This is a genomic window from Guyparkeria halopsychrophila, from assembly GCF_044582135.1.
In the GTDB taxonomy this organism is placed as follows: Bacteria; Pseudomonadota; Gammaproteobacteria; order Halothiobacillales; family Halothiobacillaceae; genus Guyparkeria.
On record NZ_JBDODP010000001.1, the window covers coordinates 100025 to 124361 of the forward strand.

The window sequence follows — 24337 nt, forward strand, 5'->3', positions numbered from 1 at the left end:
CGTTGGCCAGCGCCAACATCCCGTCAGCTGCCGACCGCGCTCATCAGGAACGCCACGAACCCGGCCACGGCAAGCAGGATCAATGCCACTCCCAGCCATTCCTCGCGCGAGCCCTTGCGGCTGGCCGCCATCATCGGCTTGATCCGCGGCAGCAGGAAGAGCAGGACCGCGCCCAGCAGCACGGCCATACCGATCTTCATCCAGAGGTCCATCACGTCACTCCTTTTGGCCCAAACAAGTGGGCCCACATTCAGGTGATCACATACAAGAAGACCCCTTGCACGAGGCAAGGGGTCCGGTGTGCTGACGCCCGCCACCCGGCCTGACGAGCAGGTCGGGCAGCCGCGCCCCTCGCATCAGTCGTTCTGGTTCATCCCCAGGAGACTGAGCAGGTGCACGAACAGGTTGAAGATATTCAGGTACAGGCTGACGGTCAGAAGCAGGTAGTTGTCCTCGCCACCGTTCACCATCCGGCCGGTGTCGTAGAGGATAAACCCGCTCATCAGGAGCACGACCGCCGCCGAGATCGCCATGGATAGCGCCGGGATCTCGAGGAAGATGTTGCCCAGCATGGCGGCGATTACCACCACCAGGCCGACGACCAGGAACCCCCCCATGAAGGAGAAGTCACGGCGCGAAACCAAGGCATAGCCCGACAGGCCAAGGAAGATCGCGCCGGTGCCGCCCAGCGCGGTCATGACGATCTGCCCGCCGTTGGGCAAGGCCAGGTAGTGGCTCAGCATCGGGCCCAACCCGAAACCCAACAGGCCGGTGATGGCGAAGACCACCGCCAGACCCATGCCGGAGTTTGCAGTGCGCGGCAGCACGAACCAGATCAGTGCCAACGCGCCACCCAGGGTGAGCAGCGATGTCCAGCCGGGCACGCCGGCCAACAGGGACACCGTCGCCATCAGCGCCGAGAACAACAGCGTCAGCGACAACATCATGTAGGTGTTGCGAATGACCTTGTAGGTCTCGAGTTGGGAGACCCCCGTCTGAACGGTGGCCCGATTCTCGAATGCCATGCAACCTCACCTCGTCTCTGGTATTCATGTGATTCGGAGTTGACCCCGGAGTATAAGCGCTGTGAACTCAGGCGCAATCGTCCGACCGACCTGAATCCAAGGAGCACCCTCGTGTCCGACCTCGCCACCCCACCCCGTCGCGTCCTGATCACCGGCTGCTCGTCCGGTATCGGCCGACGCGCCGCCGAAATGCTCGCCGAGCGAGGCCATCTCGTGGTCGCCAGCCTGCGCAATCCCGACGACGTGGCCGAGTGGCCGCACGCCCATATCCCGGCCGTTGCCCTGGACCTGAATGACTCGGCCTCAATCCACGCGGGGCTGACAGCGGCGGTCGAGGCGGCCGGCGGGCCGATCGAGGCGCTGTTCAACAACGGCGCCTACGGTCAGCCGGGCGCCGTCGAGGATCTGACACGCGACACCCTGCGCGCGCAACTCGAGACCAACCTGCTCGGCACGGTGGAATTGACCAACCTGGTTATCCCGTCGATGCGGGCGGCCGGGTTCGGTCGGATCGTGCAGAACAGCTCCGTGCTGGGGGTCAGCGCCCTGGCGTTTCGCGGCGCGTACGTCGCCTCGAAGTTCGCGCTCGAGGGCATCAGCGACACCCTGCGCCTGGAACTGACCGGCAGCGGCATCGACGTCTCCCTGATCGAGCCCGGCCCGATCACATCCGGTTTTCGCGCCAACGCGCAACGGGCCTTCGAGGCCAATATCGACTGGCAACACTCGGTCCACCACGAGGCCTACGAACGTCAGCTCGCACGGCTGAAAACAGCCGGTCCCGCCGCGCCGTTCACCCTACCGCCGGAGGCCGTGGTCCGCCGCGTGATCCACGCGATCGAATCGCGCCGGCCGAAGGCGCGCTACCCGGTGACGGTGCCGACCTACCTGTTCGCCGTGCTCAAGCGCCTGCTGACCACGCGGGCCATGGACCGGGTGCTGATGCGCGCCTCGGGTGGCGGCAAGCGCTGATGAGCGCCCTCGACTCGCCGATCGCCCAGCTCTACGTCCTGATCGAGTGGACGATCCGCCTGGCCGCGCTGTTCATCGTGCCGCTGCGCCGACCACCGGCCGCCGCCACCGCCTGGCTGCTGTTGCTGTTCTTCCTGCCGATCGTCGGGCTGGTGATGTACCTGCTGGTAGGCCGGCCGCGCATTTCCCGTGATCGCGCCGAGAAGATCGCTCATTTGACGCAAACCCTGCGCCCGATCACCGACCGGCTGGCACAAGCGGAACCCCAGGGCAGCGGCAACCTGCCGGCGCGCTTCGCCGCGGTCGACCAGATGGTGCGTCGCTGGCGCCAGTTTCCGCTGTTCGACGGCAACCGCATCGGCCTGATTGATTCGATGGACGCCTTCGCCGCCGAACTGGTGCGCGAGATCGACGCAGCCCGGGACCATGTGCATCTGACCTTCTACATTGCCGCAATCGACCGAGCCACCCGGCCGATATTCGATGCCATGGAACGGGCGGCGGCACGAGGCGTGACCGTCCGGCTGATCGTCGACGACTTCGGCTCCAAGGAAGACATGCGCGGCCTGCGGCGACTCGGGCGACGAGGCATCGCGGTCGGTCGGGCCTTCCCACGCTCCAAGCTGCCACGCAAATCGGCACGTTTCGATCTGCGTAACCACCGCAAGCTGGTGGTGATCGACGGGCAGGTCGGTTACGCCGGCTCGATGAATCTGGTGCACCCGGAATTCGGCCGCGGGCAGTGCTACGAGGACCTGATGTTGCGCATCGAGGGGCCGGTGGTGCTGGAGTTGCAGGCTATCTTTGCCGGCGACTGGTACCTGGAAACTGGCCTGCTGCTGGAGACGGAGCAATATTTCCCGGCACCGATCACCGCGGGGCACGAGTCCTGCGTCGGCCTGCCCAGTGGTCCCGAATACCCCGAGCCACTGCTCCAGCGCCTGTTGCTGGGCCTCCTGCATGCCGCCACCGAACGTGTCGAGATCGTCACGCCGTATTTCGTCCCCGATGAATCGACGCTGGACGCGCTCAAGGCCGCCGCTCATCGGGGCGTACATTGCGAACTGATCCTGCCCGAATCGCTCGACCACCCGCTGGTGCAACTGGCGCAGGAATCCTACTTCGACGAACTGCTGGAGGCCGGGGTGATCATCCGGCGCCATCCGACCCGGCTGCTGCACAGCAAGATCACGCTCTGTGATGGCCGGCTCTCGCTGGTCGGCAGCGCCAACCTGGATGTGCGCTCCTCATTGATCAATGCCGAATTCGGCCTGCTGTTCTACTCCAGCGAAACCGCGGCCCGGCTGGCCGACCAAATCGAAACCTATCGACGCGTCTGTCCGCTACTGACCCGCGAGCAGTGGGACGAACGTGGCCGCGGCCGCATGCTCGCCCAGAACCTTGCCCGCCTGACCTCGCCGCTGCTCTAGGCGCCCCACGAAAACGGCGCCCGAAGGCGCCGTTCAATCCAGTCCGTTGACGGGTTTCTCAGCGGCCGGTCGCCCGTTGATCAAGGGCGACCAGCATTCGGTCCTGCGCCCGCAACTCCTTTGCCAGCTCACGCGCGGCAAGCAGATCCTTCTCGTTCATCTCACCGAGGAACGATCTCATCAGCTCGTCGGCCGCCCGGTGACCGCTTTCCACCAGCGGGCTGAGCAGGCCATAGGCCGCGACGTAGTCCGGCTTGTTCAGACCCAAACCGTGGGCGTACATCATGCCGAGGTTGTAGCGGGCCACGGTATGCCCCTGAGCGGCGGCTTCGCCATACCAGTGCAGGGCCTTCTCGTAGCTCGGCTCGATACCCTTTTCACCCAGGTAGAGGGCGGCCAGATTGCTCTGGGCGCGCGCATAACCCTCCTCGGCGGCCCGCGTGAACCAGTCGATCGCCTCGGCACGATCACGTTCGACACCCTGACCCTCGAAGTACATGGTGCCGACTGCCAGCTGACTCGGGGCGAAACCGGCTTCGGCCGCCGCGCGGTACCAGCGCAGGCCTTGCTCGTAGTCCTTCTCGACCATCTTGCCGTTGGAATACATATGGCCCAGAACGTACTGGGCAAAGATATCGCCCTTCTCGGCCTTGGGCAGCCAATGCTCGACGCCGCCGTCCTCGTAGAGATCCTGCGCGACGGCCGCCGGCACGTCGGCCGCCTGGACCGCCAGCGGTAGAGCCAACCCGCCGGCCGCCAGCGAGAATGCCAGCGCACGCGCCAACCGGCCGGCGCCAAATGTATTACTGCGTTCCATGATCCCTGCCCTCGTTCTGCTCCGATTCGGATACGAAAGGTCTGCACAAATCGGAGCAGACCCTTCCTTACAAGCATGACCCCGAATCGAAGGAAATACAATCACAAGATGTCACCCCGAGTGGCTGATTTGGAAGGAAAACATCACGCCGAATGCATATCCGAGCATCAGCACATCGTGATGCTTACCCCGCCACGCGGTTTCAGCGCCCAATGACCAGCTGGAAGGCGAGCATCGCCATGAAGGACAACACGACCACCAGGCCAATGTTGCCGGGCGAAAGGCGCTGGTTGGCGTCCGGCAGCAATTCCGCGAACACCATCCAGATCATCGCCCCGGCAGCCAGTCCCAGCCCGATCGGCAGAAAAGGCTCGAAGGCGCTCACGAACAGGTAGGCCGGGATGGCCATCAGCGGTTGCGGCAGGCTGGAGAAGATCGCCCAGCCGGCCGCCTGCCAGACGGGCACACCGCGCGGCACCAGCACCAGGGCAATGGCCAGCCCCTCCGGTATGTTGTGCACGGCAATCGCCGCCGTGATGAACACGCCCAGCTCCTCGCCCCCGCCGAAAGACACGCCGACCCCCACCCCTTCGGCGAAGGAATGAATGGTCATCACCCCGACGATCATCAGGGCCTTTTTCGCATCCGCTCCCTGCAAATCGCTGACACCAGGGGTGTTGTGCCGATCCATCCACCGGTCGGCGAGCACGACCAGCAGCAACCCGGAGGCGATCCCCAGCAGCACGCGCCATCCGCCAATTGCGCCACCCTCAGCGATCAGGCTGTGACTGGCAGCCAGCATCAAACCCGCCGCCAGGGCGGCACCCACGGCAAGCCAGCGGTCGTCCACCCGCCGGGCGAACGCCAGCGGGATGGCACCCAGCCCGGTGGTCAGCGCCGTGATCAGCGCCGCTATAAAGACGGTCAGCAGGCTGACTTCGAGAGCCATAAACATATCCTGATATCCGAATGCATAGTGATCCTAGACCGTCACCAGCAGGAAAACCATGCGGCGCCTCAGCCCACCGACGGCCAGCCGAGGTCAAGCTCGCCCAAAGGCACCCCGTGACGGGCCTGGAGCCCCGAACACGTCACGCCCAGCAACCGGATCGGCCGGCGACCGGCCTCGGTGTCATCGAACAGGCCTGGTAAGGCGCCGAGCAATTCCTCGGCCGACGACAGCGGCCGCGTGAAGGTGCGCCGCCGTGTGATCTGGACGAAATCCGCGTATTTCAGCTTCAGCGTGACCGTACGCGCGGCAAGCTCGCGAGCTGCCAGATCACGTGCGACCCGCTCGACCAGCGGCGGCAGGGCCGCCTCGACCTCGTCGCGGGAGGTCAGATCGCTTGCGTAGGTGGTTTCATGCCCCAACGACTTGCGCTCACGTCGGCTCTGCACGGGACGGTCGTCGACGCCGCGGGCAATCTGGTAGTAGTGCCGCCCCGCCTTGCCGAACCACTCGACCAGTTCATGCAGTTCGTGAGTGCGCAAGTCGCCGCCAGTGTGAATGCCATGCGCCTTCATGCGTCGCTCGGTGGCCGGCCCCACACCGTGAAAATCGCCCACCGGCAGCGTCTCGATGAACGCCGGCGCGGCCTCGGGATCGATCAGGTAGAGGCCATCGGGCTTGTCCACATCCGAGGCGAGCTTGGCGAGAAACTTGTTGTAGGAAACCCCGGCCGAGGCGACCAGCCCGGTCGTCTCGTGGATTGCCGCCTTGATCTCGCGCGCCATCAGGGTGGCCGAACCACGACAGGCAGAGCCGTCGGTGACATCGAGATACGCCTCGTCCAGGGACAGGGGTTCGATCCAGTCGGTGTAACGGCGAAATACCGCATGGATCTGGCGGGACACCGCGCGGTAGACATCGAAGCGGGGGCGCAGAAAAACGAGATCGGGACAGGCACGGGCCGCACGGGCCGCCGGCATCGCCGAATGAATGCCGAACCGCCGGGCCTCGTAGCTCGCCGCGGCGACCACGCCTCGCCCAGCCGGGTCGCCACCGACCACCACCGGCCGACCACGCAGTTCGGGCCGATCACGCTGCTCGACCGAGGCGTAGAAGGCGTCCATGTCGACGTGAATGATCTTGCGCATGCCCGCCTCGGGCCTCACTCGGCCAACCTGGCCCGGTTGCGGCCCGCCGCCTTGGCGCGATACATCGCCCGATCGGCCGCCCGCACCAGGTCATCACTACTGGCCGCATGGTCCGAGTAAATGGCCACGCCAATACTCGCGGACACGGACACGGTTTGCCCCCCGACTTGTAACGGCTCGGCCAACGACCGACAAAGCGTACGAGCGACTGCCAGCGCCTCCTCGCCACCGGCGGGGGCGTCGAGGAGGGCAATGAACTCGTCTCCGCCCAGCCGCCCCACCAGGTCGGACTCGCGCAAGCCACCCACCAGCCGCTTGGCGGTGGTCCACAGCACCTCGTCGCCTGCGGCGTGGCCGAGGCGGTCGTTGATCGGCTTGAACTCGTCGAGATCGATAAACAGCAGGGCCAGCTTTTCGCCGTGCCGGGCGGCGAGCCGCAGCGCCTGCTCGAGATGCTCGAACAACAGCGCCCGATTGGCCAGTCCGGTCAAGGCATCGTGCTGCGCGAGGTGCCGGATGCGCTGCTCCATGGCACGTCGCTCAGTAATATCGCGGGCAATACCGAGAAACGCCACCACCTCACCGTTATCACCGCGCAACGCCGCGGCATTGGTGATGTGCCAACGCCAGTCGCCGTCTTGATGACGCACCCGGTACTCGATCCCACTCTGCGGCTGCCCGGATGTCAGCACCTCCTCGAGGAAGCCCTGGCAGCGGGGCAGATCGTCCGGGTGCAGGTAATCACCGATGTGCGAACCGACCACCCTCTCGACCGGGTGGCCCAATGTTGCGGTCCAATTGGGCGAGACGTAGCTGAACACCCCGTCGGGCGTGACCGTAAAGATGATGTCGTTGGCGTTCTCGACCAACTGGCGATAACGGGTTTCACTGACGCGCACCTCGGCCTCTAGCGCCTTGCGCCGCGAGATGTCGTTGACATAGCCGGTCCAGATGATCGTGCCGCCCTCGAGCCGCTGCGGCAGGTCGTTCGCCTCGACCCAGAGCACGCGGCCATCGCGATGGCACATGCGGAACTCCGCCTGCCAGGGCTTCAACTGCTCCCCGTGCTCGATGCTGTCAGCCAGCACGCGATCGCGATCCTCCGGGTGAATGCGCCCCAGCAGGGTATCGGCATCGGCCAGCGCCTCGGCCTGGCTCACGCCGAACATTTCCTCGACCCGTTGGCCGACGAAAAGAAATCGCCAGCCCAGCCCCTCCGACCACTGCAACTGGTAGAAAAAGCCGGGCAATTGCCGCGAGACCGTCTGCAACTGCTGGGCGAAATCCCGACTCCAGGTGACATCCCGCGCCGCACCCAGCAGCCCGGTCACCGCGCCCTCGTCATCGCGCAGGGGGCTCAACTGGATCTGCCAACTGCGACTGCCGCTGGGCACGTCGATAATCGATTCGATCAACGCCGGCTTGCCGCTGGCAAAACACTCGGCGTAAACCACCTCGAGCTGGCGAGCCTGCTCGGGGGGCAACAGTTCGCCGGGCGTCTTGTCGACAATCTGCTCGCGGGAGAGCCCCGTGTCGCGCAACAGGGCGGCATTGACTTCGCGGTAGACAAACGCACCATCCGCCCGCCGGGCAATGCAAAAAAGCACGTCCCGCGACTGCTCGAAACAGGCCTGATAGAGATCTCTCGGCATCGATGTGCCCTGCGTCCGCCTACAACTCTAGCCAGTATGCGACCAGCCACCCCCGCCACGAAAGAAAGCCGCGCGTCCGGCGGCCGGCATCGGAAACGAAAAAACCCCCGATCCGGGGATCGAGGGTTTTTCAGGAATCATGGTGGCCAGAGAGGGAATCGAACCCCCGACACGGGGATTTTCAATCCCCTGCTCTACCAACTGAGCTATCTGGCCATGTCCGTCTATCGCTACCGGCCGGCGGCGCGCATCAGACGCCGTCGACGGGTGACGAGGCTGCGCATTTAACGGCAAAATCGACGTGCGGTCAACCCCGCCCAAGCAGGATCAAGGGCGGACTGGGAACCAGCCATCCAGATCGTTTTCCGCCGAGAGGCTGACGCGCCGCGGCCGGCATTGTATGCTCCCAACTCGGGAAGGTTTCCCGCTCATCCATATCTCAACCGCCCGAGACGCGAACCGACCATGGCCGCACGCACCGCGCAGATCCGCCGCGAGACCAACGAGACCCGTATCTCCCTCGACATCAATCTCGACGGCGAGGGCAAGGCCCGTCTGGAAACCGGCGTGCCGTTCTTCGAACACATGCTCGACCAGATCGCCCGCCACGGGCTGATCGACATCACGCTGACCTGCGATGGCGATACCGAGATCGACGATCACCACACGGTCGAGGACTGTGGCATCGTGCTGGGTCAGGCGGTGGCGCAGGCGGTCGGCGACAAGCGTGGCATCTTGCGCTACGGCCACGCCTACGTGCCGCTCGACGAGGCGCTCTCGCGGGTAGTCATCGACCTGTCCGGGCGTCCGGGGCTCGAGTTCCACTGCGACTTCACCCGCTCGTTGATCGGCCGCTTCGAGACCGAACTGGTTGAGGAATTCTTCCGCGGTTTTGTCAATCACGCCGGTGCCACACTGCACGTCGACAATCTGCGTGGGCGCAATGCGCACCACCAGGCCGAGACCATGTTCAAGGCCTTCGGCCGGGCGCTGCGGATGGCATTGAGCAGTGATGCACGCCAATCGGACGCGATCCCGTCGACCAAGGGCTCGCTATGAGGCACCTCGAAAAACCGTCACGAACCGCCCGAGTGCAAGGAACCACGGAGCGAGCGACGAGACATATCTTTAGGATAGGCGAGGAGCGAGTGAGCACGCGACGCAGCAATGGAGTGGCTCAGCCGGTTTTACGAGGTGCCTTGTAATGCAGATCGCCGTCGTCGACTACGGCATGGGCAACCTGCGCTCGGTGGTCAAGGCCATCGAGCACGTCGCCCCGGATGGCGCCCATGTGGTGCTCACCGACGCCCCCGAGGTGATTCTCGAATCCGAGCGGGTGGTCTTCCCCGGGCAAGGGGCGGCGGCCCAGTGCATGACCGCCTTGCGCGAGCGCAATCTGCCGGCCGCCCTGCGCGAGGCGGCGCAGACCCGGCCGTTTCTGGGCATCTGCATGGGCATGCAGGTGCTGCTCGATCGCTCCGAGGAGAACGACGGCGTCGATCTGCTCGGCTGGTTCCCGGGCCAGGTCAAGCGCTTCCAGCCAGGAGATGAGCGGCTCAAGGTGCCGCAGATGGGCTGGAACCAGTTGCACCGGACGCAGGAACACCCGTTGTTTGATGGTATTCGCCAGGACGCGCGCTTCTATTTCGTGCACAGCTATTATTGCGAGCCGACGAACCCGGCCCACTCGGTCGCGACGGCCGATTACGGCCTGACCTATTGCGCCGCACTGGCCGATGACTACATCTTCGCCATCCAGGCGCACCCGGAGAAGAGTGCCGACGACGGCCTCAAGCTCCTTGCCAATTTCACCCGCTGGTCCGGACCGTAGTCCTGACCGCATCGCCACACGACTTCACGCGTATCGAGGACGCCTCAATCATGCTCCTGATCCCCGCCATCGATCTAAAGGAAGGCAAATGCGTGCGCCTGCGCCAGGGCCGCATGGACGATGACACCGTCTTCTCCGACGACCCAGTTGCCGTGGCCGGACGCTGGGTCGAGGCCGGCGCCCGCCGCCTGCACCTGGTCGACCTCGACGGCGCCTTCGCCGGCAGTCCCAAGAACCGCGAGGTCATCCAGGCCATCTGCGAGGCCTACCCGGACCTCCCGATCCAGGTCGGCGGCGGCATCCGCGACGAGGCCACCATCGAGCAGTATCTCGAACTGGGTGTGGACTACGTGATCATCGGCACCAAGGCCGTCTCCGAGCCACATTTCGTCGAGGACGTCTGCCTGGCCTTCCCCGGGCACATCATCATCGGTCTGGACGCCCGGGACGGCAAGGTGGCCATCGATGGCTGGTCGAAGCTGTCGCACCACGACATCCACGACATGGCGCAGCGCTTCGAGTCCGACGGCGTCGCCGCGATCGTGTTCACCGACATTTCCCGCGACGGCATGATGCAGGGGGCAAACATCGAGGCCACGCGCGACCTGGCCAAATCGGTGCGCATCCCCATCATCGCCTCGGGCGGCGTGACCGACATGAGCGACATCGATCTTTTGATCGACGCCGCCGATGACGGCGTGTCCGGCGCGATCATCGGCCGGGCGCTCTACGAGGGCAGCATCGACCTGCGCGAAGCCCAGAAACGCATCGACGACCGTGCGGGCATCCCGCCGTTCACCGAGTAGGCCGTGGGACTGGCGAAACGCATCATCCCCTGCCTGGACGTGGCCGAGGGTCGCGTAGTCAAGGGCGTGCAGTTCGAGGGACTGCGGGATGCCGGCGACCCGGTCGAGGCGGCGCGGCGCTACAACCAGGCCGGTGCCGACGAACTGACCTTCCTCGACATCTCCGCCTCCCACGAGGGGCGCGAGACCATGCAGCACGTGGTCGAGGCGGTGGCAGCCGAGGTGTTCATCCCGCTGACGGTCGGCGGCGGCATCCGCACGCTTGCCGATGTGCGTCGGCTGCTGCACGCCGGCGCCGACAAGGTCTCGATCAACACCGCGGCGGTCCATCACCCCGAGCGCATCAAGGAGATGAGTGATGCGGTCGGCTCGCAATGCATCGTGGTCGCCATCGACGCCCGGCGCGTCTCCGGCGAGGACGAGCCGCCCCGCTGGGAAATCTTCACCCACGGCGGGCGCAACCCCACCGGCCTCGATGCCGTCAAATGGGCGCGATACATGGCCGAACTGGGTGCCGGCGAACTGCTGGTCACCAGCATGGACCGCGACGGCATGCAGCAGGGCTTCGACCTGGAACTGACCCGCACGATCAGCGACGCGGTGCCGATCCCGGTGATCGCCTCGGGCGGCGTGGGCAATCTCGACCATCTGGTCGAGGGCATCCTGCAGGGGCATGCCGATGCCGTGCTCGCCGCCAGCATTTTTCACTTCGGCACCCACAGCATTGCCGAGGCGAAAGGCGTAATGGCCAAGGCCGGCATCGAGGTGCGCGACTGACCTTGGCGGCGCCGTCGGCGCTGACGGTTTTTCCGCCATCCCTGATATACTTTCGCGCCGCTCACCGGCTCGCCCACCACGGAACGACGAGATTCAAGTGACCCATTCCCAGGTGACTGACTCCCAGGCAACGCCCCCCGCATTTCGCCGGTCGCGCGATTGGATCGAGACGATCGCCTTCGACGATCACGGCCTGGTGCCGGCGATCGCGCAGGACGCCGCGACCGGCCGGGTGCTGATGTTCGCCTGGATGAACCGCGAGGCGGTCGAAAAGACCGTCGAACTGGGCGAGGCGGTGTACTACTCCCGCTCGCGTCAAAAACTCTGGCACAAGGGCGAGCAGAGCGGCCACACGCAGACGGTGCGCGAGATCCGGCTCGACTGCGACGGCGACGTGCTGCTGCTGTCGATCGAACAGCACGGCGGGATCGCCTGCCACACCGGCCGCGAGTCCTGCTTCTACCGTCGGCTCGAGGACGGCCGTTGGCAGACGACCGACGAGGTCAGGAAATCCCCGGAGGCGATCTATGGCCACGGCTGACCACCGATCGACCGAGGTACTGGAACAGCTCGCCGCCCTGCTCGAGCAACGCAAGGGCGCGGATGCGGACAGTTCTTATGTCGCCAGCCTGTACCAGAAAGGGCGGGCGAAGATCGCCCAGAAAGTGGGCGAAGAAGGGGTCGAGGTCGCGCTTGCCGCGGTAGGCGACGACCGTGACGAATTGATCAACGAAATGGCCGACCTGTGGTTCCATAGCCTGGTACTGCTGGCCGATGCCAACCTAACCCCGGCGGACGTGCTCGAAGAGCTCGAACGCCGATTCGGATTGTCGGGCCTTGAAGAAAAGGCACGGCGCGCACAAGATTGACAGGACATCAGTAGGAGATTGCGATCATGGGTACTTTTAGCATCTGGCACTGGCTGATCATTCTCGCCATCGTGCTGCTTCTGTTCGGCACCAAGCGCCTGAAGAATATCGGCGGCGATCTGGGCTCTGCCATCAAGGGCTTCAAGTCCGCGGTGAAGGACGAGTCGGAGAAGGAAGAGGACGAGCAGAAGCGCAGCGAGAATCTGGAACACAAGGAAGGCGAAGAGCCCAACGCGAACCGGGTGATCGAGAGCGAGACCATCGAGGCGGGCAAGGAAAACACCGCCGAGAAGTCGACCGAGCGCAAGGGCAGCTGAGCCCAAGCGCGCATCGGTATTGATCCGTGTTCGGTTTCAGCTTCTGGGAAGTGTCTCTCATTCTGGTCGTGGCCCTGGTGGTCATCGGCCCCGAGCGGCTGCCCGGCGTGGCGCGAAAGGCGGGCGAGTGGACCTACAAGGCCCGCAAGTTCGTTGCCAACGCCAAGGCGGAGATGGACAGCGAGTTCAACATGCAGGACATGAAGCAACTGCTGAACTCGCAGGAATCCGAGATCAGCAAGCTGCGAGCGATGGTCGAAGAGACACGCGACGACCTCTCGGATACCGAGAAGAGCGTCAAAGGCGCCCTATCGGACGCCGAGAAGTCCATGCGCAGCTCGGCCGAGGCCGAGAAGGCACGTCTCGACAAGGCCGGCAAGCCAGCCAAGGCGAAGCCCGAGTCGACCAAAGACGCCGAGGGCAACCGGCTCAAGGCCGTCGCTGACGAAGCGCCCGACACCTTCGAAGACGAGCTGAGCCGACTGGAATCGGAAACCGGCGAGAGCTTCCGCCGCCCATTCGAGTCGGCCGAAGCCGACGCCCCGGCCGAGCCGGCCACGACCCAGGAATCGACGACAAAAGACCAAGATGAGCCAACGGAACGCGGACGCGACAACTGACGAACCCTCCGGTCTGGCGGGTTTCGTCTCGCACCTGGTCGAACTGCGCAACCGGCTGATCAAGTCGGTGGCGGTGGTCTTCGTCCTGTTCCTGGCGCTATTCCCTTTCCGCAACGATCTGTTCCGCCTCCTCTCGGAACCGCTATCGCAGTTCCTGCCGGAAGGCGCCAACATGATCGCGGTGCAGGTCGCATCGACCTTCTTCATCCCGCTCAAGCTGGCCGGCTTCACGGCCCTGTTCGTGGCGATCCCGTTCCTGCTCTACCAGCTCTGGGCCTTCATCGCCCCGGGCCTGTACCAGCACGAACGCAAGATGGTGATCCCGCTGGTATTTTCCAGCACCTTCCTGTTCTACCTCGGCGCCGCCTTTGCCTACTTCGCGGTCTTTCCAGTCGTCTTCGGCTTCCTTGCCGGGACCGGGCCGGCGGACGTCAGCTTCGCGCCCGACATCAACGAGTACCTGAGCTTCGTCATCACGATGTTCTTCGCCTTCGGCTTCGTCTTCGAAGTGCCGGTGGCGACCGTGCTGTTGATCCTGATCGGCGTGGTCACGCCCGATCAACTGGCGGAAAAACGCCGCTACGCGATCCTGGTCGCATTCATCCTCGGCGCGATCTTTACCCCGCCTGACATCCTGTCGCAGTTCATGATGGCGATCCCGGTCTGGTTCCTCTACGAACTGGGGATCGTCATCGGCCGCATCCTGCTCAAGCGCCAGGGCGGACCGGTGCTGCCGACCGACGACGAGCCCGATCCGGATGGCACCCCACCGAGCGGCGGAGCACCCGCTGGCGGGCAAGGTGGCGGCAGTGCGGCGGCCAGCAGCGCGGGCCCCGGCCGGGCCTACGAGACCGAGAAAGACGACGATTTCGACTTTGATCGCGCCTTCGAGGAAATCGAACACGAGCAACGGTCACTCGAGGCGATCGAGGCCGAGGCACGTCGCAGTGAGGCGAAGGATGACGAGGCGCCCAGCGCGTCCGAATCCGAATCCGAGCCAAAAGACTCGGATACGCGTCGAGACGAAACGCCCGACGTGAACGACGACGAACGCAACGACCGGCGCTGATACCGGTCGACCTCGTCGCCCGGGTGGGCCCTTCGCCCGCCCAACCCAGAATGAAACGGATGGCCCGCTGCCCCCGCCGGGCGGATGACGGCACGCGCCACCCGATTCGTTCCGGTGACTCCAACCGAAACACGAACAAGGAACGCAAGCCCATGTCCAATATCGCCCCGCGACGCCCCGTCCTGCTTGTGATCATGGACGGCGTCGGCGTCAACCCGAGCCGCACAAACAATGCCGTGAGCCTGGCCAATACGCCCCGGCTTGACGAGCTGTACGCCCATCACCCCCATGCCGTGATCGAGGCCTCGGGTCGAGCCTGCGGCCTGCCGGACGGCCAGATGGGCAACTCCGAGGTCGGTCACCTGACCCTGGGCTGCGGCGCGATCAACCGCCAGGACCTGGTGCGTATCGACGATGCGATCAAGGACGGCAGCTTCTACGAGAATGCCGCGATCAACCAGGCGATGCAGAAGGCCGCCGATGCCGACCGCCCGATCCACCTGATCGGACTGGTGTCCGACGGCGGCGTGCACAGCCACGTCCGTCATCTGCTGGCCCTGATCAAGATGGCGAAAAAAATCGGCGCGCGGCCACTGATCCACATGATCACCGACGGCCGCGACACCGCGCCGAAATCGGCCCTGACCTACCTCGACCAGATCGAGCCCCGACTCCGGGACGCAAACGGGGCGATCGCCACCATCAGCGGTCGTTACTACGCGATGGATCGCGATCAGCGCTGGGAGCGCACCGAGGAGGCCTTCAACGCCATCGTTCGGGGCAAAGGGCCACATTTCGCCAATGCCCATGCGGCACTGGCCGCCTCCTACGAGGCCGACCAGACCGACGAATTCGTTCGCCCCGCGGTACTCGACGGCTTCGAGCCGCTCACCGCCGACGACTCGATGATCTTCTTCAACTTCCGCAATGACCGCCCACGCCAGCTCACCGAGGCGTTGGGGCAGGCATCGTTCTCCGGCTTCTATCGCGGTGACTACCAGCCGCTCGTGGTCACCTGCCTGACCGAGTACGACCCGCGCTTTCTCTCGCCGATCGGCTTTCCGCCGGAGCGGCCCAAGAACGTGCTCGCCGAGGCGATCAGCCAGGCCGGCATCAAGCAGTTCCACTGCGCCGAGACCGAGAAGTACGCCCACGTCACCTTCTTCTTCAACGGCGGCAAGGAAGAGACCTTCGCCGGCGAGGACCGCGTCATGGTGCCCTCGCCCAAGGTCGCGACCTACGACCTGCAACCGGAGATGAGTGCGCGCGAGGTGGCGGATGCGGCCATCGACGCCGTGCGCGCCGAGCAGTACGGCTTCGTGCTGGTCAACTTCGCCAACGGCGACATGGTCGGGCACACGGCCGTGCGCGAGTCGGTGATCAAGGCGATGGAGACGGTCGACCTGGAGGTCGGTCGCCTGGTGGATGCCGCCCGAGAGCAGGGCTACTCGATCATCCTCACCGCCGACCACGGCAACTGTGACGAGATGGTCGACCCGGTGACCGGCGACCCGCACACCCAGCACACCACCTATCCAGTGCCTTGCATCGTCATCGACAAGACCCCGGTTCGCCTGCGCACCGGCGGCGGCATCGCTAATATCGCCGCGACCGTCCTAGAACTGATGGGGCTGCCCATGCTGAAGAAAATGAAGCGCTCCCTGCTGCTGGAAAAACCCTCCAGCTAACGGAATCGCACCGGCTTTACGAGCCACAAAGGCCGCGCTGACCGGACTCCGGTTGCGCGGCCTTTGTGTATCCAAACTCGAGAACCGAATGAACTCATCAGGCCAGGCGAATCAAGAGAAACGAAAACGCCCCACCAGCACACCCAGGTCGTCGGACTGTTCGCGCATGGCACTCCCCATGCGCTCATTATCTCGACTGACCTCAATTGCCTCGCCGGCAAGCACGGCGATCTCCTGCAATGCTGAACTGAGCTCGTGCGCCTCGCCTCGTTGCGATTGGGCCGCCGCCGCGATCCGGCCGTTCATGTCACGGATCTTGCTGACGGCCTGATCGATTTCCTTGAGTTGCCCGCCGGCCTGCTCGGCCTCCTGCAGGGTCCGCTCGGCATATTCGCTCGAGTTGGTCATCAGCTCGGCGGCCTGATGCATGGTCGTCTTCAGCGAGCCGATCATGTCGGCGATGCGATCGGTCGAGTCGCGGGTGCGCATGGAGAGGGTCCGCACCTCGTCGGCGACCACCGCGAAACCGCGCCCATGCCCACCCGCCCGCGCCGCCTCGATGGCGGCATTGAGCGCCAGCAGATTGGTCTGCTCGCTGACCGCGCGGATCATGTCGACCACCGAGCCGATCTCGCCACCATGGGCATCGAGTTGGTGGATGATCGCGCCGGCCTGCTCGAGCCGATCGGTCAGGGCCTGCAACGCGCTCACCGTGGCCCCCACCCGGTTCAGACCGCCGGTGGAAAGCCGATCCACCTCCTCGGCATACCGAGCGGCCCGATCGGAATGGCCCACCACCTCGTCCACTTCGGCGAGATTGCGCTCCATCAACTCATTGGCACGTTCGGTCGCCGCTTCCTGGCGATGCATGCCATCGACGACCCGCTCGCCGGCCAGGCTAAGAGACGACGAGCGTTCCTTCATCGATTCGGCCACCTCGGCCACCTGAGCCACGACCTCCTCGAACTGCCGGCAGGTGCCGTCAACGGCCCGCCCCATGGCACTGATCTCATCGTTGCGAGACAAGCCCGTGCGAGCGGTGAGATCCCCGTCGACGACCCGTGCCGCCACGCTCAGCACCCGATCGAGACTGCCTCGCAGGTAGCGTGTCGTGGTCACGGCCAGCAGCCCCCCGATCAACAAGGAAAGAGCCACCATGCCGATCAGGATGAGCTGGTCGCGTTGCATGCGCTCGGCGACGGCCTGGCGCTGTGCCGCGAGGTCCTCACGCAGGAAGACGGTCAACCGTGCGAGCGCCTCCCGCGCCGCATCGAGTCGCGGCGCACCCTCGTTCTCCAACAGAGCCAGGGCCGGCTCGATCTGTCCTTGCGAGGCCTTCTCGCGCACGCGCTGGTGCACCTCGAGATAGCCTTGCCAGGGCTCACGAAACGAGTCGATCAGGCCGCGCTCGCGCTCACTCAAGCCAGCGTCCATCGCGGTCACCTGTTTCTCAATGCGCGCTGCGGCCTGCTCGGCGCGGTCAAAATACTCGCGGGATTGCAGTATGCGCAGTGTGGCGCGCGCCAGCAGGCCACTCTTCTGCGCGGTCTGGAAGCTCTCCACCTCGCTGACCAGCGTTTGTGACAACTGCACCCGTTCTATCACCTCGACGCTCAGCCGCTGAACCACCTGGGCGAGATCGCGAGACTGAAGCACGGAAACCGTCGCGACCGTGATCAGAAGGACCAATAAGGCGCCGAAACCCAACCACAACCGTTGCGAAATCCCCCAACTAAAACCACGCATAACACTCGTCTTCTCAGCTCATAAAGGAGCCGTAACGTATCCGCGGCAGGTTGCAGGGGCATGACACCGGGCAGCGGGGCGGGGTCAGTCCTGTTAATAGTTATGTTATAACGTGCTATAAATTGCCCAATCACGTTCTGTTGGAAGGAAGACGACCATGCCCCACCCCCTGCCGTTTCGTCGAGCCCTCACGGTCGCCGCCGCGACCAGCCTGCTGCCCTGGGGCACGAGCCAGGCAGCCGACCTGCTGCTCGACCCGACACTCACCATCGTTCTGGACGGCATTTACTACGATGACAATGCCAATGGCGAAGGTGACGCCCTGCTCGGCGAAACCGCCGGCATCTTCAATGCCTATGACCATGACGCCGACCACGACGCAGCAGGCCACGAACATGGCCTCGAGCAGGGATTCAATCTCCGCCATACCGAAATCTCGCTGACCGGCGGCATCGAGACGCTGTTCGATGCGCGACTAAACGCCGCCGTCTACGATGGGGGCGACGTCGAGGTCGAGGAGGCCTTTCTCGCCACCACCGGCTTGCCCGCCGGACTGCGGGTCAAGGCAGGCAAGTTCTACTCGGGCATTGGCTACGCCAACGAGCGGCATCCGCACGACTGGGACTTCGTCGACCAGAACCTCCCCTACCGCACCCTCCTGGGCGTACATGGCCTGTCCGACACCGGGGCACAACTCACCTGGAAGCCGGCCTGGGACCACGACACGCGCTTTGGCATCGAGGCCTTCCAGGGCGACAACAACGAACGACTTGGCACCGAGGCCGACCACGCCGACGACCTGCCCGGCCGGGACGACGCCCCCCGACTTTGGACCGCCTTTGCCAAGTGGTCACCGGATCTCGGCCACGATCACGCCCTGCAACTGGGCGCCTCGGCGGCCTTTTTTCGCAGTCACCAGGAATTCCATCACCACGGCGAGCCGGACGAACACGGCCTGGATGGCGAGGCGCGACTCTGGGGGCTCGATGCCACCTACGCCTTCGACGCGGACGGCACCCACGGCCAAGGTGACTGGCGCGTGGCGGCCGAATATCTGACCGCCGAGAAGAACCTCGAAGTGGCGCATCACGCCAGCAATCCCGGCGTCATCGGCCAGGCGCGCGACTTCACCGAAGATGGCTTCTACGTACAGGCCACCTACGGCATCGCGCCGCACTGGGAGATCGGCCTGCGCTACGACGCGGTCGGCTTTACCAACGAGAAGCGCGGCCCGCTGGCCGGCGTGAATGCGGACTACGACGAGAGCGACCGCTGGACGGCGGCCGCCACCTGGCACATCAGCGATAGCAGCCGGCTGCGCGCCCAGGTTGCGCGAGCCAGTGTCGCCCTCGAAACCGGCCGGGAGCACTACACCCAGTTCTACCTGCAATACCAATGGCGATTCTCGCTCGGCGAACGCTCGGACCCTCACGCCGGGCATCACCACGGCCACGATCACTGACGGGGCCAGGGTGCTCGGCTGGCATGCTAACCTCGATGAGCCGCCAGCCTGGGCGGCACGACGCGAGGACCTGCCGTGACCGATCCCAATCAGCCCAACCAGCCCCCGGCCACTGACGAATCCTCTCGCCGGCCGGACGAGCCACGTCGTGGCATCGGGTGCCTCGGGGTGAGCCTCATCATCGTGGGCACGATAATCGTCACCCTGGTGGTTGGGGCAATCGCCGTGCGCTACTACCTGTTCCCGAACCAGTTCGAGCCGGTCGAACTGAACGAGACCGAGCAACAGACACTCGACGACAAGCTCGCCTCCCTTGGCATGCAGCCCGACCAACCCCCACCCCGAGCGGGGGATCGATTTTCCTCGCAACCGGAGGAATTCGATCAGCAGGGTCGACTCAAGCCCGAGCCATACCGGGAGAAGGAGGCCCCGCGCGAAGTGCAATTCGACGAGCGCGAACTCAATGCGATCATCGCCCGCGACCCGGAGATGGCCCGTCGGCTGGCGATCGACCTGTCCGAGGACCTCGTCAGCGTGAAGCTCCTGGTGCCGCTGCCGCCGGACTTCCCGTTCATGGGTGGCCAGACGCTGAGGCTGAATGCCGGCGCGGAAGTCCAGCAGATCCCAACACCCGATGGCTCGCGGCTGGCCGTCATCGTCACCGGCGTGAGCCTGTGGGGCGTGCCGCTGCCGAACACCTGGATCGGCGGGCTCAAGGGCGTCGACCTAGTCGCAGAATTCGGCAGCGAGCCGGGCTTCTGGCAGTCCCTCGCCGACGGGGTCGAATCCGTGCAGGTCGAGGAGGGCCAGCTGGTGTTCCGGCTGGCCAAATAAACATCGCAGACCCCGATAACCGAGAGGAGACTTCCGCATGAAGACCGCCCTGATCACCGGCACCAATCGAGGCATCGGCCTGGAACTGGCCCGCCAGTTGCTCGAGGACGGCTGGCGTGTGCATGCCACCGCGCGTGACCCGGAGGACTCGGCCGAACTCAAGGCATTGGCCTTCGAACACCCGGAGACGCTGAAACTGCATGCCCTGGACGTCGCGGATGCCGGGGCCATTCGGGCGCTTTCCAGCGAGCTATCCGACGAGTCGATCGACTGGTTGATCAATAACGCCGGCATCTACGGCCCGCGCGGCGTGGCCTTCGGCAACGTCACCGACACCGAGGCCTGGCTGGAGGTGTTCCGCATCAACAGCATCGCGCCAATGCTGATCATGCAGGCGTTTGCCGACCAGGTGGCGCGCAGCGACGAGAAGAAGATCGGCATCCTCTCGAGCAAGGTCGGCTCGATGGGTGACAACGGCTCGGGCGGCGGCTACATCTACCGTTCGAGCAAGGCGGCGGTCAATGCGGTAATCAAGAGCGCCTCCATCGATCTCGAACCGCGCGGCATCAACGTGGTCGCCCTGCACCCGGGCTGGGTGCTCACCGACATGGGCGGCCCCAACGCCGAGATCTCCACCGCGCAGAGCGCCGACGGGCTGCGCCGCAACATGGCCGGCCTGACCGAGGCCGACCGGGGCCGGTTCATCGACATCGATGGCACGACCATTCCCTGGTAGGGCACCTCGATACCGCTAAGGCTTTGCCGTCCGAGCGGTTCCGTCCGGTTTCCCGGGACGGGCTCAGGCAGGGCGCAACCGCGCCTGGCTTGTTGGCGCAAACAGGAATCGTTATCATTACGCAGCGATTCCGAGCGTCGCGCCACCGCCGGTGCGCCGTCGGCCCATGCCAGCCGGGAGGTCACCATGCAGCTGCTGCACCACTGTGGGGAAGAGGCCGACCAGATCATGGTCACCTCGCCCGAAGGGGACCGGGAGATTGCCCGGTTTCGCTATGCCGAGCTCGACGGTTTCATCGCCGAGGGCAAGCTCTCCAGCGCGGAGCTGTTCGACCGCCGCTCGGCAGGCCAGGCCGCGCTGTGTCGGAAGCTGGCATTGCTGGCCTGCGCGCAGGAATGCCGTCACGGCATGGCCTGCCTGGCTGTTGACTGCCCCTACTACCCCGCGGCAGCGCAGCCCCCCATCCCGACGCTCGCTAGCCTGCCAGCCGCCAACTCGAAGCGAGCCTGACCCAACATGGTGCTCACATCCGGCCTGGCGCACTTCTTTGGTGCACGCAGGACTGGGCGCCCTCGCCTCCGCGGGCCCGGCCTCGATGCACCGCCGGAAAAATCGCCCGCCACTCCCGAAACGACCTTCCACATTACAGCCACTTAGGTGGATTGATGGCGCCCGGGGGCCGGGTCATTTGGCTGCACACCCGCGCAGCAACTCGGCAAGAACAAACCGGCACGGTTTCTGCTTTTCTTGCACCAAGTCGGGCATCAGCGGATCATGTCGGCAAGTTGCCGCGCGATTGAAGCGCCCGCCATATGCAAGATACCCAACCTTTGGAGGATTACATGTCCAACGCGACCAATAAAGTCATGACCCTGATGGAAGAAAACGGCGTCAAGTTCGTCGATTTCCGCTTCACCGACACGCTCGGCAAGCAGCAGCACGTCACCTACCCGGCCAGTCACATCGACGAAGAAACCTTCGAGGACGGCGTGATGTTCGACGGCTCCTCGATCGCCGGCTGGAAGGGCATCAACGCCTCGGACATGATCCTGATGCCGGATGCCGATTCGGCCAACATTGACCCGTTCTCAGAAGAAGTGACCCTGATCGTCATCTGCGACATCATCGAGCCGGACACCATGCAGGGCTACAACCGTGATCCGCGCTCGGTCGCCCGCCGCGCCGAGGCCTACATCCAGTCCTCCGGCCTGGCCGATGCCGCGCTGTTCGGCCCGGAAAACGAATTCTTCATCCTCGACGACGTGCGCTGGGGCTCGGACATGTCCGGCTCGTTCGTCAAGATCGACTCCAAGGAAGCCTCCTGGAACGCCGAGCGCGTCTACGAAGACGGCAACATGGGCCACCGTCCGGGCGTAAAGGGCGGCTACTTCCCCGTCCCGCCGGTCGACTCCCTGCACGACATCCGTCAAGCGATGTGTCTCGTGCTCGAGGAAATGGGCCAGGACGTCGAGGTACACCACCACGAAGTCGCGACTGCCGGTCAGTGCGAGATCGGCGTCGCGTTCAACACCCTGGTGAAGAAGGCCGACGAAGTACAGGATTTCAAGTACGTCATCCACAACGTCGCCCACGCCTACGGCAAGACCGCGACCTTCATGCCCAAGCCGATCGTTGGTGACAACGGTTCCGGCATGCACGTCCACCAGTCGATGACCCGGGACGGCAAGAACCTGTTCTCCGGCGACGGCTACGCGGGCCTCTCCGAGATGGCGCTGTACTACATTGGCGGCATCATCAAGCACGCCCGCGCGTTGAACGCGTTCTGCAACCCGTCGACCAACAGCTACAAGCGCCTGGTCCCGGGCTTCGAGGCACCGGTCAAGCTGGCCTACTCCAGCCGCAACCGCTCGGCATCCATCCGGATCCCGTTCGTCTCGAACCCGAAGGCCCGTCGCGTCGAGCTGCGCTTCCCGGACTCCACTGCCAACCCGTACCTGGCGTTCTCGGCGATGCTGATGGCCGGCATCGACGGCATCCAGAACAAGATCCACCCGGGCGAGGCAGCCAGCAAGAACCTCTACGACCTGCCGCCGGAAGAAGAGAAGAACATCCCCGAGGTGGCCTTCTCGCTGGACGAGGCGCTCAAGGCGCTCGACGAGGACCGCGAGTTCCTGACCCGTGGCGATGTCTTTTCCGACGACCTGATCGATGCCTACATCGAGCTCAAGGAAGAAGAAGTCCAGCTGCTGCGGATGACCACGCATCCGGTCGAGTTCGACATGTACTACAGCCTGTAAGGCCAGTGGCCCGGCCGGGCGCAAATGCCCGGCCACCGGAAACACGAACGCCCCGCATTGCGGGGCGTTTTTCATGCGTGGCGCCAGCGGAGGAAGGCGGCCTACTTCTTCGGAACGCCCTCGGCGCCCAGCTCTTCCTTCATCCGCTTTTGGAATTCCTTGATCTGCTCGCGGGCCTGTTGTTCGCTGACGCCATAGCGGGCCTGGATCTTGCCGATCAGCTCATCCTTCTTGCCCTCGATCACCGCGAACTCATCGCCCGTGATCTTGCCCCAATATTCCTCGGCGTGCCCAATGAACGAGCGCCAGTTACCTGCGATGTGATCCCACTTCATTACGGAACTCCTGTGCGGTTTTGCCCTCTTGATTGTAGGCAATCGACGCCGACCTGCCGAGCTGAATGCGACGCAGCCCTAAGCCGGCGTTACAATGAGCACAACTAATCATTATTCCTTTCGAAGACATTTTGAGAACAGAGAGACTGCCATGCCACCCGAGGTCCTGTTTCGCGCCCTTGGCGACACCACCCGCCTACGCTGCCTGATGCTGCTGCTCCGCGAGAGGGAACTGTGTGTCTGCGAGTTGACCGAGGCACTGGCCTTGAGCCAGCCGAAGATTTCCCGCCACCTGGCCCATTTGCGCGATGCCGGCATTACCCAGGTGCGACGCGATGGCACCTGGGTGTTCTACCGCGTGGCCGAGGACCTGCCCGCCTGGGTCCGCGCCGTCCTCAAGGCCACCTTCGACGGCAACGCCAATGGCGAGACATTGACCCAGGATCTGGCCCGACTCAAGCAGATGATCGGCCGCCCGCCACGTGATTGCTCCACCTGAGCCTTATCTGCACGAACCGCCGATTCGGCAAGCCGAGCCATAATCTGCCATGTTCGAGTCAATTCGGCTATCCAGAAGGCAAGGCGCCTGCTTTTAGATAAACTTGCCTTATTTGAAATAAGGCAAGTGGCGATCCTCATGGCACAGCAACCCAATCTGGCGCTCCGACACCTCAGGCTGATGACCCTACTGGAAGGCGGCTCGCTGATTGCCCTGGTAGCAATCGCCATGCCTCTCAAGTATCTGGCAGGCATGCCCGAGGCGGTCAGTGCCGTCGGCCCGCTCCACGGGGTGCTGTTCCTTTGGACGATGGCCGTGCTGGCTATCACGCTCTACCGCCGACTGCTGCCCGTCCACCATGGGGCGGTGGTAGCGGTCGCGGCGTTTATCCCCTTCGGTGGGCTGGTCTCGCACCGGCTGGTCCGTCGCCGCATCCAGGCCACGGCCTGAGCGCCGCCCACTCGAGAACACGACCCGACGGTGAAGACAGGACGCGA

General features: G+C 64.7%; 27 protein-coding genes and 1 tRNA gene. 19 read left to right on the forward strand and 9 right to left on the reverse strand.

What is annotated here, in order from left to right; all coding sequences use genetic code 11:
- Positions 1-23 precede the first annotated feature (23 nt).
- Together ABGV18_RS00465 and ABGV18_RS00470 are read right to left on the reverse strand one after the other, a co-directional pair.
- Positions 24-212, reverse strand: a complete 189-nt coding sequence (locus ABGV18_RS00465; protein ID WP_396580443.1) for a hypothetical protein — start codon at positions 210-212, stop codon at positions 24-26.
- 144 nt (positions 213-356) lie between these two features.
- Positions 357-1025 carry a Bax inhibitor-1/YccA family protein gene (locus ABGV18_RS00470; protein WP_396580445.1) on the reverse strand — a complete coding sequence of 223 codons (669 nt, stop codon included), beginning with the start codon at positions 1023-1025 and terminating at the stop codon, positions 357-359.
- Between the two features lie 111 nt (positions 1026-1136).
- Between ABGV18_RS00470 and ABGV18_RS00475 the strand changes: the two genes are divergently transcribed.
- The gene (locus ABGV18_RS00475) at positions 1137-1997 is read left to right on the forward strand and encodes an SDR family NAD(P)-dependent oxidoreductase (protein WP_396584351.1); all 861 of its coding nucleotides are present in this window, start codon (positions 1137-1139) and stop codon (positions 1995-1997) included.
- The gene (cls, locus tag ABGV18_RS00480; protein WP_396584352.1) at positions 1997-3427 is read left to right on the forward strand and encodes a cardiolipin synthase; all 1431 of its coding nucleotides are present in this window, start codon (positions 1997-1999) and stop codon (positions 3425-3427) included. Before ABGV18_RS00475 ends, cls begins: the two co-directional genes overlap by 1 nt.
- A 58-nt stretch (positions 3428-3485) precedes the next feature.
- Here the strand turns inward: cls and ABGV18_RS00485 are convergent, their stop codons facing one another.
- From ABGV18_RS00485 to ABGV18_RS00505, 5 genes are all read right to left on the reverse strand, one after another.
- Positions 3486-4244, reverse strand: coding sequence for a tetratricopeptide repeat protein (locus ABGV18_RS00485; protein ID WP_396584353.1), 759 nt, complete (start codon positions 4242-4244; stop codon positions 3486-3488).
- A gap of 202 nt (positions 4245-4446) precedes the next feature.
- Positions 4447-5193, reverse strand: coding sequence for a ZIP family metal transporter (locus tag ABGV18_RS00490; RefSeq protein WP_396584354.1), 747 nt, complete (start codon positions 5191-5193; stop codon positions 4447-4449).
- Positions 5194-5261: 68 nt separating this feature from the next.
- The gene (gene dinB / locus ABGV18_RS00495; RefSeq protein WP_396584355.1) at positions 5262-6341 is read right to left on the reverse strand and encodes a DNA polymerase IV; all 1080 of its coding nucleotides are present in this window, start codon (positions 6339-6341) and stop codon (positions 5262-5264) included.
- Positions 6342-6355: 14 nt separating this feature from the next.
- On the reverse strand, positions 6356-7993 hold the full coding sequence (locus tag ABGV18_RS00500; protein ID WP_396584356.1) for a PAS domain S-box protein: 1638 nt from the start codon (positions 7991-7993) through the stop codon (positions 6356-6358).
- Between the two features lie 140 nt (positions 7994-8133).
- Positions 8134-8209, reverse strand: a tRNA-Phe gene (locus tag ABGV18_RS00505).
- Between the two features lie 249 nt (positions 8210-8458).
- On the opposite strand from ABGV18_RS00505, the gene hisB reads away from it, so the two are divergent.
- From hisB to gpmI, 10 genes are all read left to right on the forward strand, one after another.
- Positions 8459-9052 carry an imidazoleglycerol-phosphate dehydratase HisB gene (gene hisB / locus ABGV18_RS00510; protein WP_396584357.1) on the forward strand — a complete coding sequence of 198 codons (594 nt, stop codon included), beginning with the start codon at positions 8459-8461 and terminating at the stop codon, positions 9050-9052.
- Between the two features lie 145 nt (positions 9053-9197).
- Positions 9198-9824, forward strand: coding sequence for an imidazole glycerol phosphate synthase subunit HisH (gene hisH, locus ABGV18_RS00515; RefSeq protein WP_396584358.1), 627 nt, complete (start codon positions 9198-9200; stop codon positions 9822-9824).
- Positions 9825-9874: 50 nt separating this feature from the next.
- Positions 9875-10630, forward strand: coding sequence for a 1-(5-phosphoribosyl)-5-[(5-phosphoribosylamino)methylideneamino]imidazole-4-carboxamide isomerase (gene hisA, locus ABGV18_RS00520; protein ID WP_396584359.1), 756 nt, complete (start codon positions 9875-9877; stop codon positions 10628-10630).
- A 3-nt stretch (positions 10631-10633) separates the two neighbouring features.
- Positions 10634-11407, forward strand: coding sequence for an imidazole glycerol phosphate synthase subunit HisF (hisF, locus tag ABGV18_RS00525; RefSeq protein ID WP_396584360.1), 774 nt, complete (start codon positions 10634-10636; stop codon positions 11405-11407).
- Positions 11408-11519: 112 nt separating this feature from the next.
- Entirely contained in the window at positions 11520-11948 is a 429-nt protein-coding gene (hisI, locus tag ABGV18_RS00530; RefSeq protein WP_449728374.1) for a phosphoribosyl-AMP cyclohydrolase, read from the forward strand.
- A complete protein-coding gene (locus ABGV18_RS00535; protein WP_396580473.1) occupies positions 11935-12276 on the forward strand; it encodes a phosphoribosyl-ATP diphosphatase in 342 nt (113 codons plus the stop codon). The genes hisI and ABGV18_RS00535 overlap by 14 nt, the downstream gene beginning before the upstream one ends.
- Before the next feature lie 26 nt (positions 12277-12302).
- Positions 12303-12593: a Sec-independent protein translocase subunit TatA gene (gene tatA, locus ABGV18_RS00540; RefSeq protein WP_396580475.1), complete on the forward strand. Its 291-nt coding sequence runs from the start codon at positions 12303-12305 to the stop codon at positions 12591-12593.
- A gap of 26 nt (positions 12594-12619) precedes the next feature.
- Positions 12620-13213, forward strand: a complete 594-nt coding sequence (tatB, locus tag ABGV18_RS00545; protein ID WP_396580477.1) for a Sec-independent protein translocase protein TatB — start codon at positions 12620-12622, stop codon at positions 13211-13213.
- The gene (gene tatC, locus ABGV18_RS00550; protein ID WP_396584361.1) at positions 13182-14282 is read left to right on the forward strand and encodes a twin-arginine translocase subunit TatC; all 1101 of its coding nucleotides are present in this window, start codon (positions 13182-13184) and stop codon (positions 14280-14282) included. The genes tatB and tatC overlap by 32 nt, the downstream gene beginning before the upstream one ends.
- Before the next feature lie 152 nt (positions 14283-14434).
- Positions 14435-15970, forward strand: coding sequence for a 2,3-bisphosphoglycerate-independent phosphoglycerate mutase (gene gpmI, locus ABGV18_RS00555; protein ID WP_396580481.1), 1536 nt, complete (start codon positions 14435-14437; stop codon positions 15968-15970).
- A gap of 111 nt (positions 15971-16081) precedes the next feature.
- Here the strand turns inward: gpmI and ABGV18_RS00560 are convergent, their stop codons facing one another.
- Complete coding sequence (locus ABGV18_RS00560; RefSeq protein ID WP_396584362.1) at positions 16082-17716, reverse strand: methyl-accepting chemotaxis protein; 1635 nt, start codon at positions 17714-17716, stop codon at positions 16082-16084.
- Between the two features lie 157 nt (positions 17717-17873).
- Here ABGV18_RS00560 and ABGV18_RS00565 point away from each other — a divergent pair, with 157 nt between their 5' ends.
- The 5 genes from ABGV18_RS00565 to glnA all read left to right on the forward strand — a co-directional run bounded on the left by ABGV18_RS00565 (position 17874) and on the right by glnA (position 23006).
- A complete protein-coding gene (locus ABGV18_RS00565) occupies positions 17874-19178 on the forward strand; it encodes a porin (protein ID WP_396580485.1) in 1305 nt (434 codons plus the stop codon).
- A gap of 75 nt (positions 19179-19253) precedes the next feature.
- The gene (locus ABGV18_RS00570) at positions 19254-20012 is read left to right on the forward strand and encodes a hypothetical protein (protein ID WP_396580486.1); all 759 of its coding nucleotides are present in this window, start codon (positions 19254-19256) and stop codon (positions 20010-20012) included.
- A 37-nt stretch (positions 20013-20049) separates the two neighbouring features.
- Positions 20050-20748, forward strand: a complete 699-nt coding sequence (locus ABGV18_RS00575) for an SDR family oxidoreductase (protein WP_396580488.1) — start codon at positions 20050-20052, stop codon at positions 20746-20748.
- Positions 20749-20934: 186 nt separating this feature from the next.
- Positions 20935-21258 (forward strand): hypothetical protein, encoded by a 324-nt coding sequence (locus ABGV18_RS00580; protein WP_396584363.1) that lies wholly within the window; start codon positions 20935-20937, stop codon positions 21256-21258.
- Positions 21259-21614: 356 nt separating this feature from the next.
- Positions 21615-23006 (forward strand): glutamate--ammonia ligase, encoded by a 1392-nt coding sequence (glnA, locus tag ABGV18_RS00585; RefSeq protein WP_396584438.1) that lies wholly within the window; start codon positions 21615-21617, stop codon positions 23004-23006.
- Between the two features lie 101 nt (positions 23007-23107).
- Here glnA and ABGV18_RS00590 read toward each other — a convergent pair whose 3' ends face one another.
- Positions 23108-23341: a CsbD family protein gene (locus ABGV18_RS00590; protein ID WP_396580492.1), complete on the reverse strand. Its 234-nt coding sequence runs from the start codon at positions 23339-23341 to the stop codon at positions 23108-23110.
- Positions 23342-23492: 151 nt separating this feature from the next.
- Here ABGV18_RS00590 and ABGV18_RS00595 point away from each other — a divergent pair, with 151 nt between their 5' ends.
- On the forward strand, positions 23493-23840 hold the full coding sequence (locus tag ABGV18_RS00595) for an ArsR/SmtB family transcription factor (protein ID WP_396580494.1): 348 nt from the start codon (positions 23493-23495) through the stop codon (positions 23838-23840).
- A 138-nt stretch (positions 23841-23978) separates the two neighbouring features.
- Entirely contained in the window at positions 23979-24290 is a 312-nt protein-coding gene (locus ABGV18_RS00600; protein ID WP_396580496.1) for a DUF3817 domain-containing protein, read from the forward strand.
- The last annotated feature ends 47 nt before the right edge of the window (positions 24291-24337 follow it).

What these genes read in the sequence shown, in the direction of transcription:
- ABGV18_RS00490 (WP_396584354.1), bottom strand. Translation starts at nt 5,193, where the DNA reads ATGGCTCTCGAAGTCAGCCTGCTGACCGTCTTTATAGCGGCGCTGATC.
- glnA (WP_396584438.1), top strand. Translation starts at nt 21,615, where the DNA reads ATGACCCTGATGGAAGAAAACGGCGTCAAGTTCGTCGATTTCCGCTTC.
- ABGV18_RS00560 (WP_396584362.1), bottom strand. Translation starts at nt 17,716, where the DNA reads ATGCGTGGTTTTAGTTGGGGGATTTCGCAACGGTTGTGGTTGGGTTTC.
- tatC (WP_396584361.1), top strand. Translation starts at nt 13,182, where the DNA reads ATGAGCCAACGGAACGCGGACGCGACAACTGACGAACCCTCCGGTCTG.
- ABGV18_RS00575 (WP_396580488.1), top strand. Translation starts at nt 20,050, where the DNA reads ATGAAGACCGCCCTGATCACCGGCACCAATCGAGGCATCGGCCTGGAA.
- hisA (WP_396584359.1), top strand. Translation starts at nt 9,875, where the DNA reads ATGCTCCTGATCCCCGCCATCGATCTAAAGGAAGGCAAATGCGTGCGC.
- ABGV18_RS00565 (WP_396580485.1), top strand. Translation starts at nt 17,874, where the DNA reads ATGCCCCACCCCCTGCCGTTTCGTCGAGCCCTCACGGTCGCCGCCGCG.
- ABGV18_RS00600 (WP_396580496.1), top strand. Translation starts at nt 23,979, where the DNA reads ATGGCACAGCAACCCAATCTGGCGCTCCGACACCTCAGGCTGATGACC.
- ABGV18_RS00485 (WP_396584353.1), bottom strand. Translation starts at nt 4,244, where the DNA reads ATGGAACGCAGTAATACATTTGGCGCCGGCCGGTTGGCGCGTGCGCTG.
- ABGV18_RS00470 (WP_396580445.1), bottom strand. Translation starts at nt 1,025, where the DNA reads ATGGCATTCGAGAATCGGGCCACCGTTCAGACGGGGGTCTCCCAACTC.
- dinB (WP_396584355.1), bottom strand. Translation starts at nt 6,341, where the DNA reads ATGCGCAAGATCATTCACGTCGACATGGACGCCTTCTACGCCTCGGTC.
- ABGV18_RS00465 (WP_396580443.1), bottom strand. Translation starts at nt 212, where the DNA reads ATGGACCTCTGGATGAAGATCGGTATGGCCGTGCTGCTGGGCGCGGTC.
- tatA (WP_396580475.1), top strand. Translation starts at nt 12,303, where the DNA reads ATGGGTACTTTTAGCATCTGGCACTGGCTGATCATTCTCGCCATCGTG.
- ABGV18_RS00500 (WP_396584356.1), bottom strand. Translation starts at nt 7,993, where the DNA reads ATGCCGAGAGATCTCTATCAGGCCTGTTTCGAGCAGTCGCGGGACGTG.
- hisB (WP_396584357.1), top strand. Translation starts at nt 8,459, where the DNA reads ATGGCCGCACGCACCGCGCAGATCCGCCGCGAGACCAACGAGACCCGT.
- ABGV18_RS00535 (WP_396580473.1), top strand. Translation starts at nt 11,935, where the DNA reads ATGGCCACGGCTGACCACCGATCGACCGAGGTACTGGAACAGCTCGCC.
- ABGV18_RS00580 (WP_396584363.1), top strand. Translation starts at nt 20,935, where the DNA reads ATGCAGCTGCTGCACCACTGTGGGGAAGAGGCCGACCAGATCATGGTC.
- cls (WP_396584352.1), top strand. Translation starts at nt 1,997, where the DNA reads ATGAGCGCCCTCGACTCGCCGATCGCCCAGCTCTACGTCCTGATCGAG.
- gpmI (WP_396580481.1), top strand. Translation starts at nt 14,435, where the DNA reads ATGTCCAATATCGCCCCGCGACGCCCCGTCCTGCTTGTGATCATGGAC.
- hisH (WP_396584358.1), top strand. Translation starts at nt 9,198, where the DNA reads ATGCAGATCGCCGTCGTCGACTACGGCATGGGCAACCTGCGCTCGGTG.
- ABGV18_RS00595 (WP_396580494.1), top strand. Translation starts at nt 23,493, where the DNA reads ATGCCACCCGAGGTCCTGTTTCGCGCCCTTGGCGACACCACCCGCCTA.
- ABGV18_RS00590 (WP_396580492.1), bottom strand. Translation starts at nt 23,341, where the DNA reads ATGAAGTGGGATCACATCGCAGGTAACTGGCGCTCGTTCATTGGGCAC.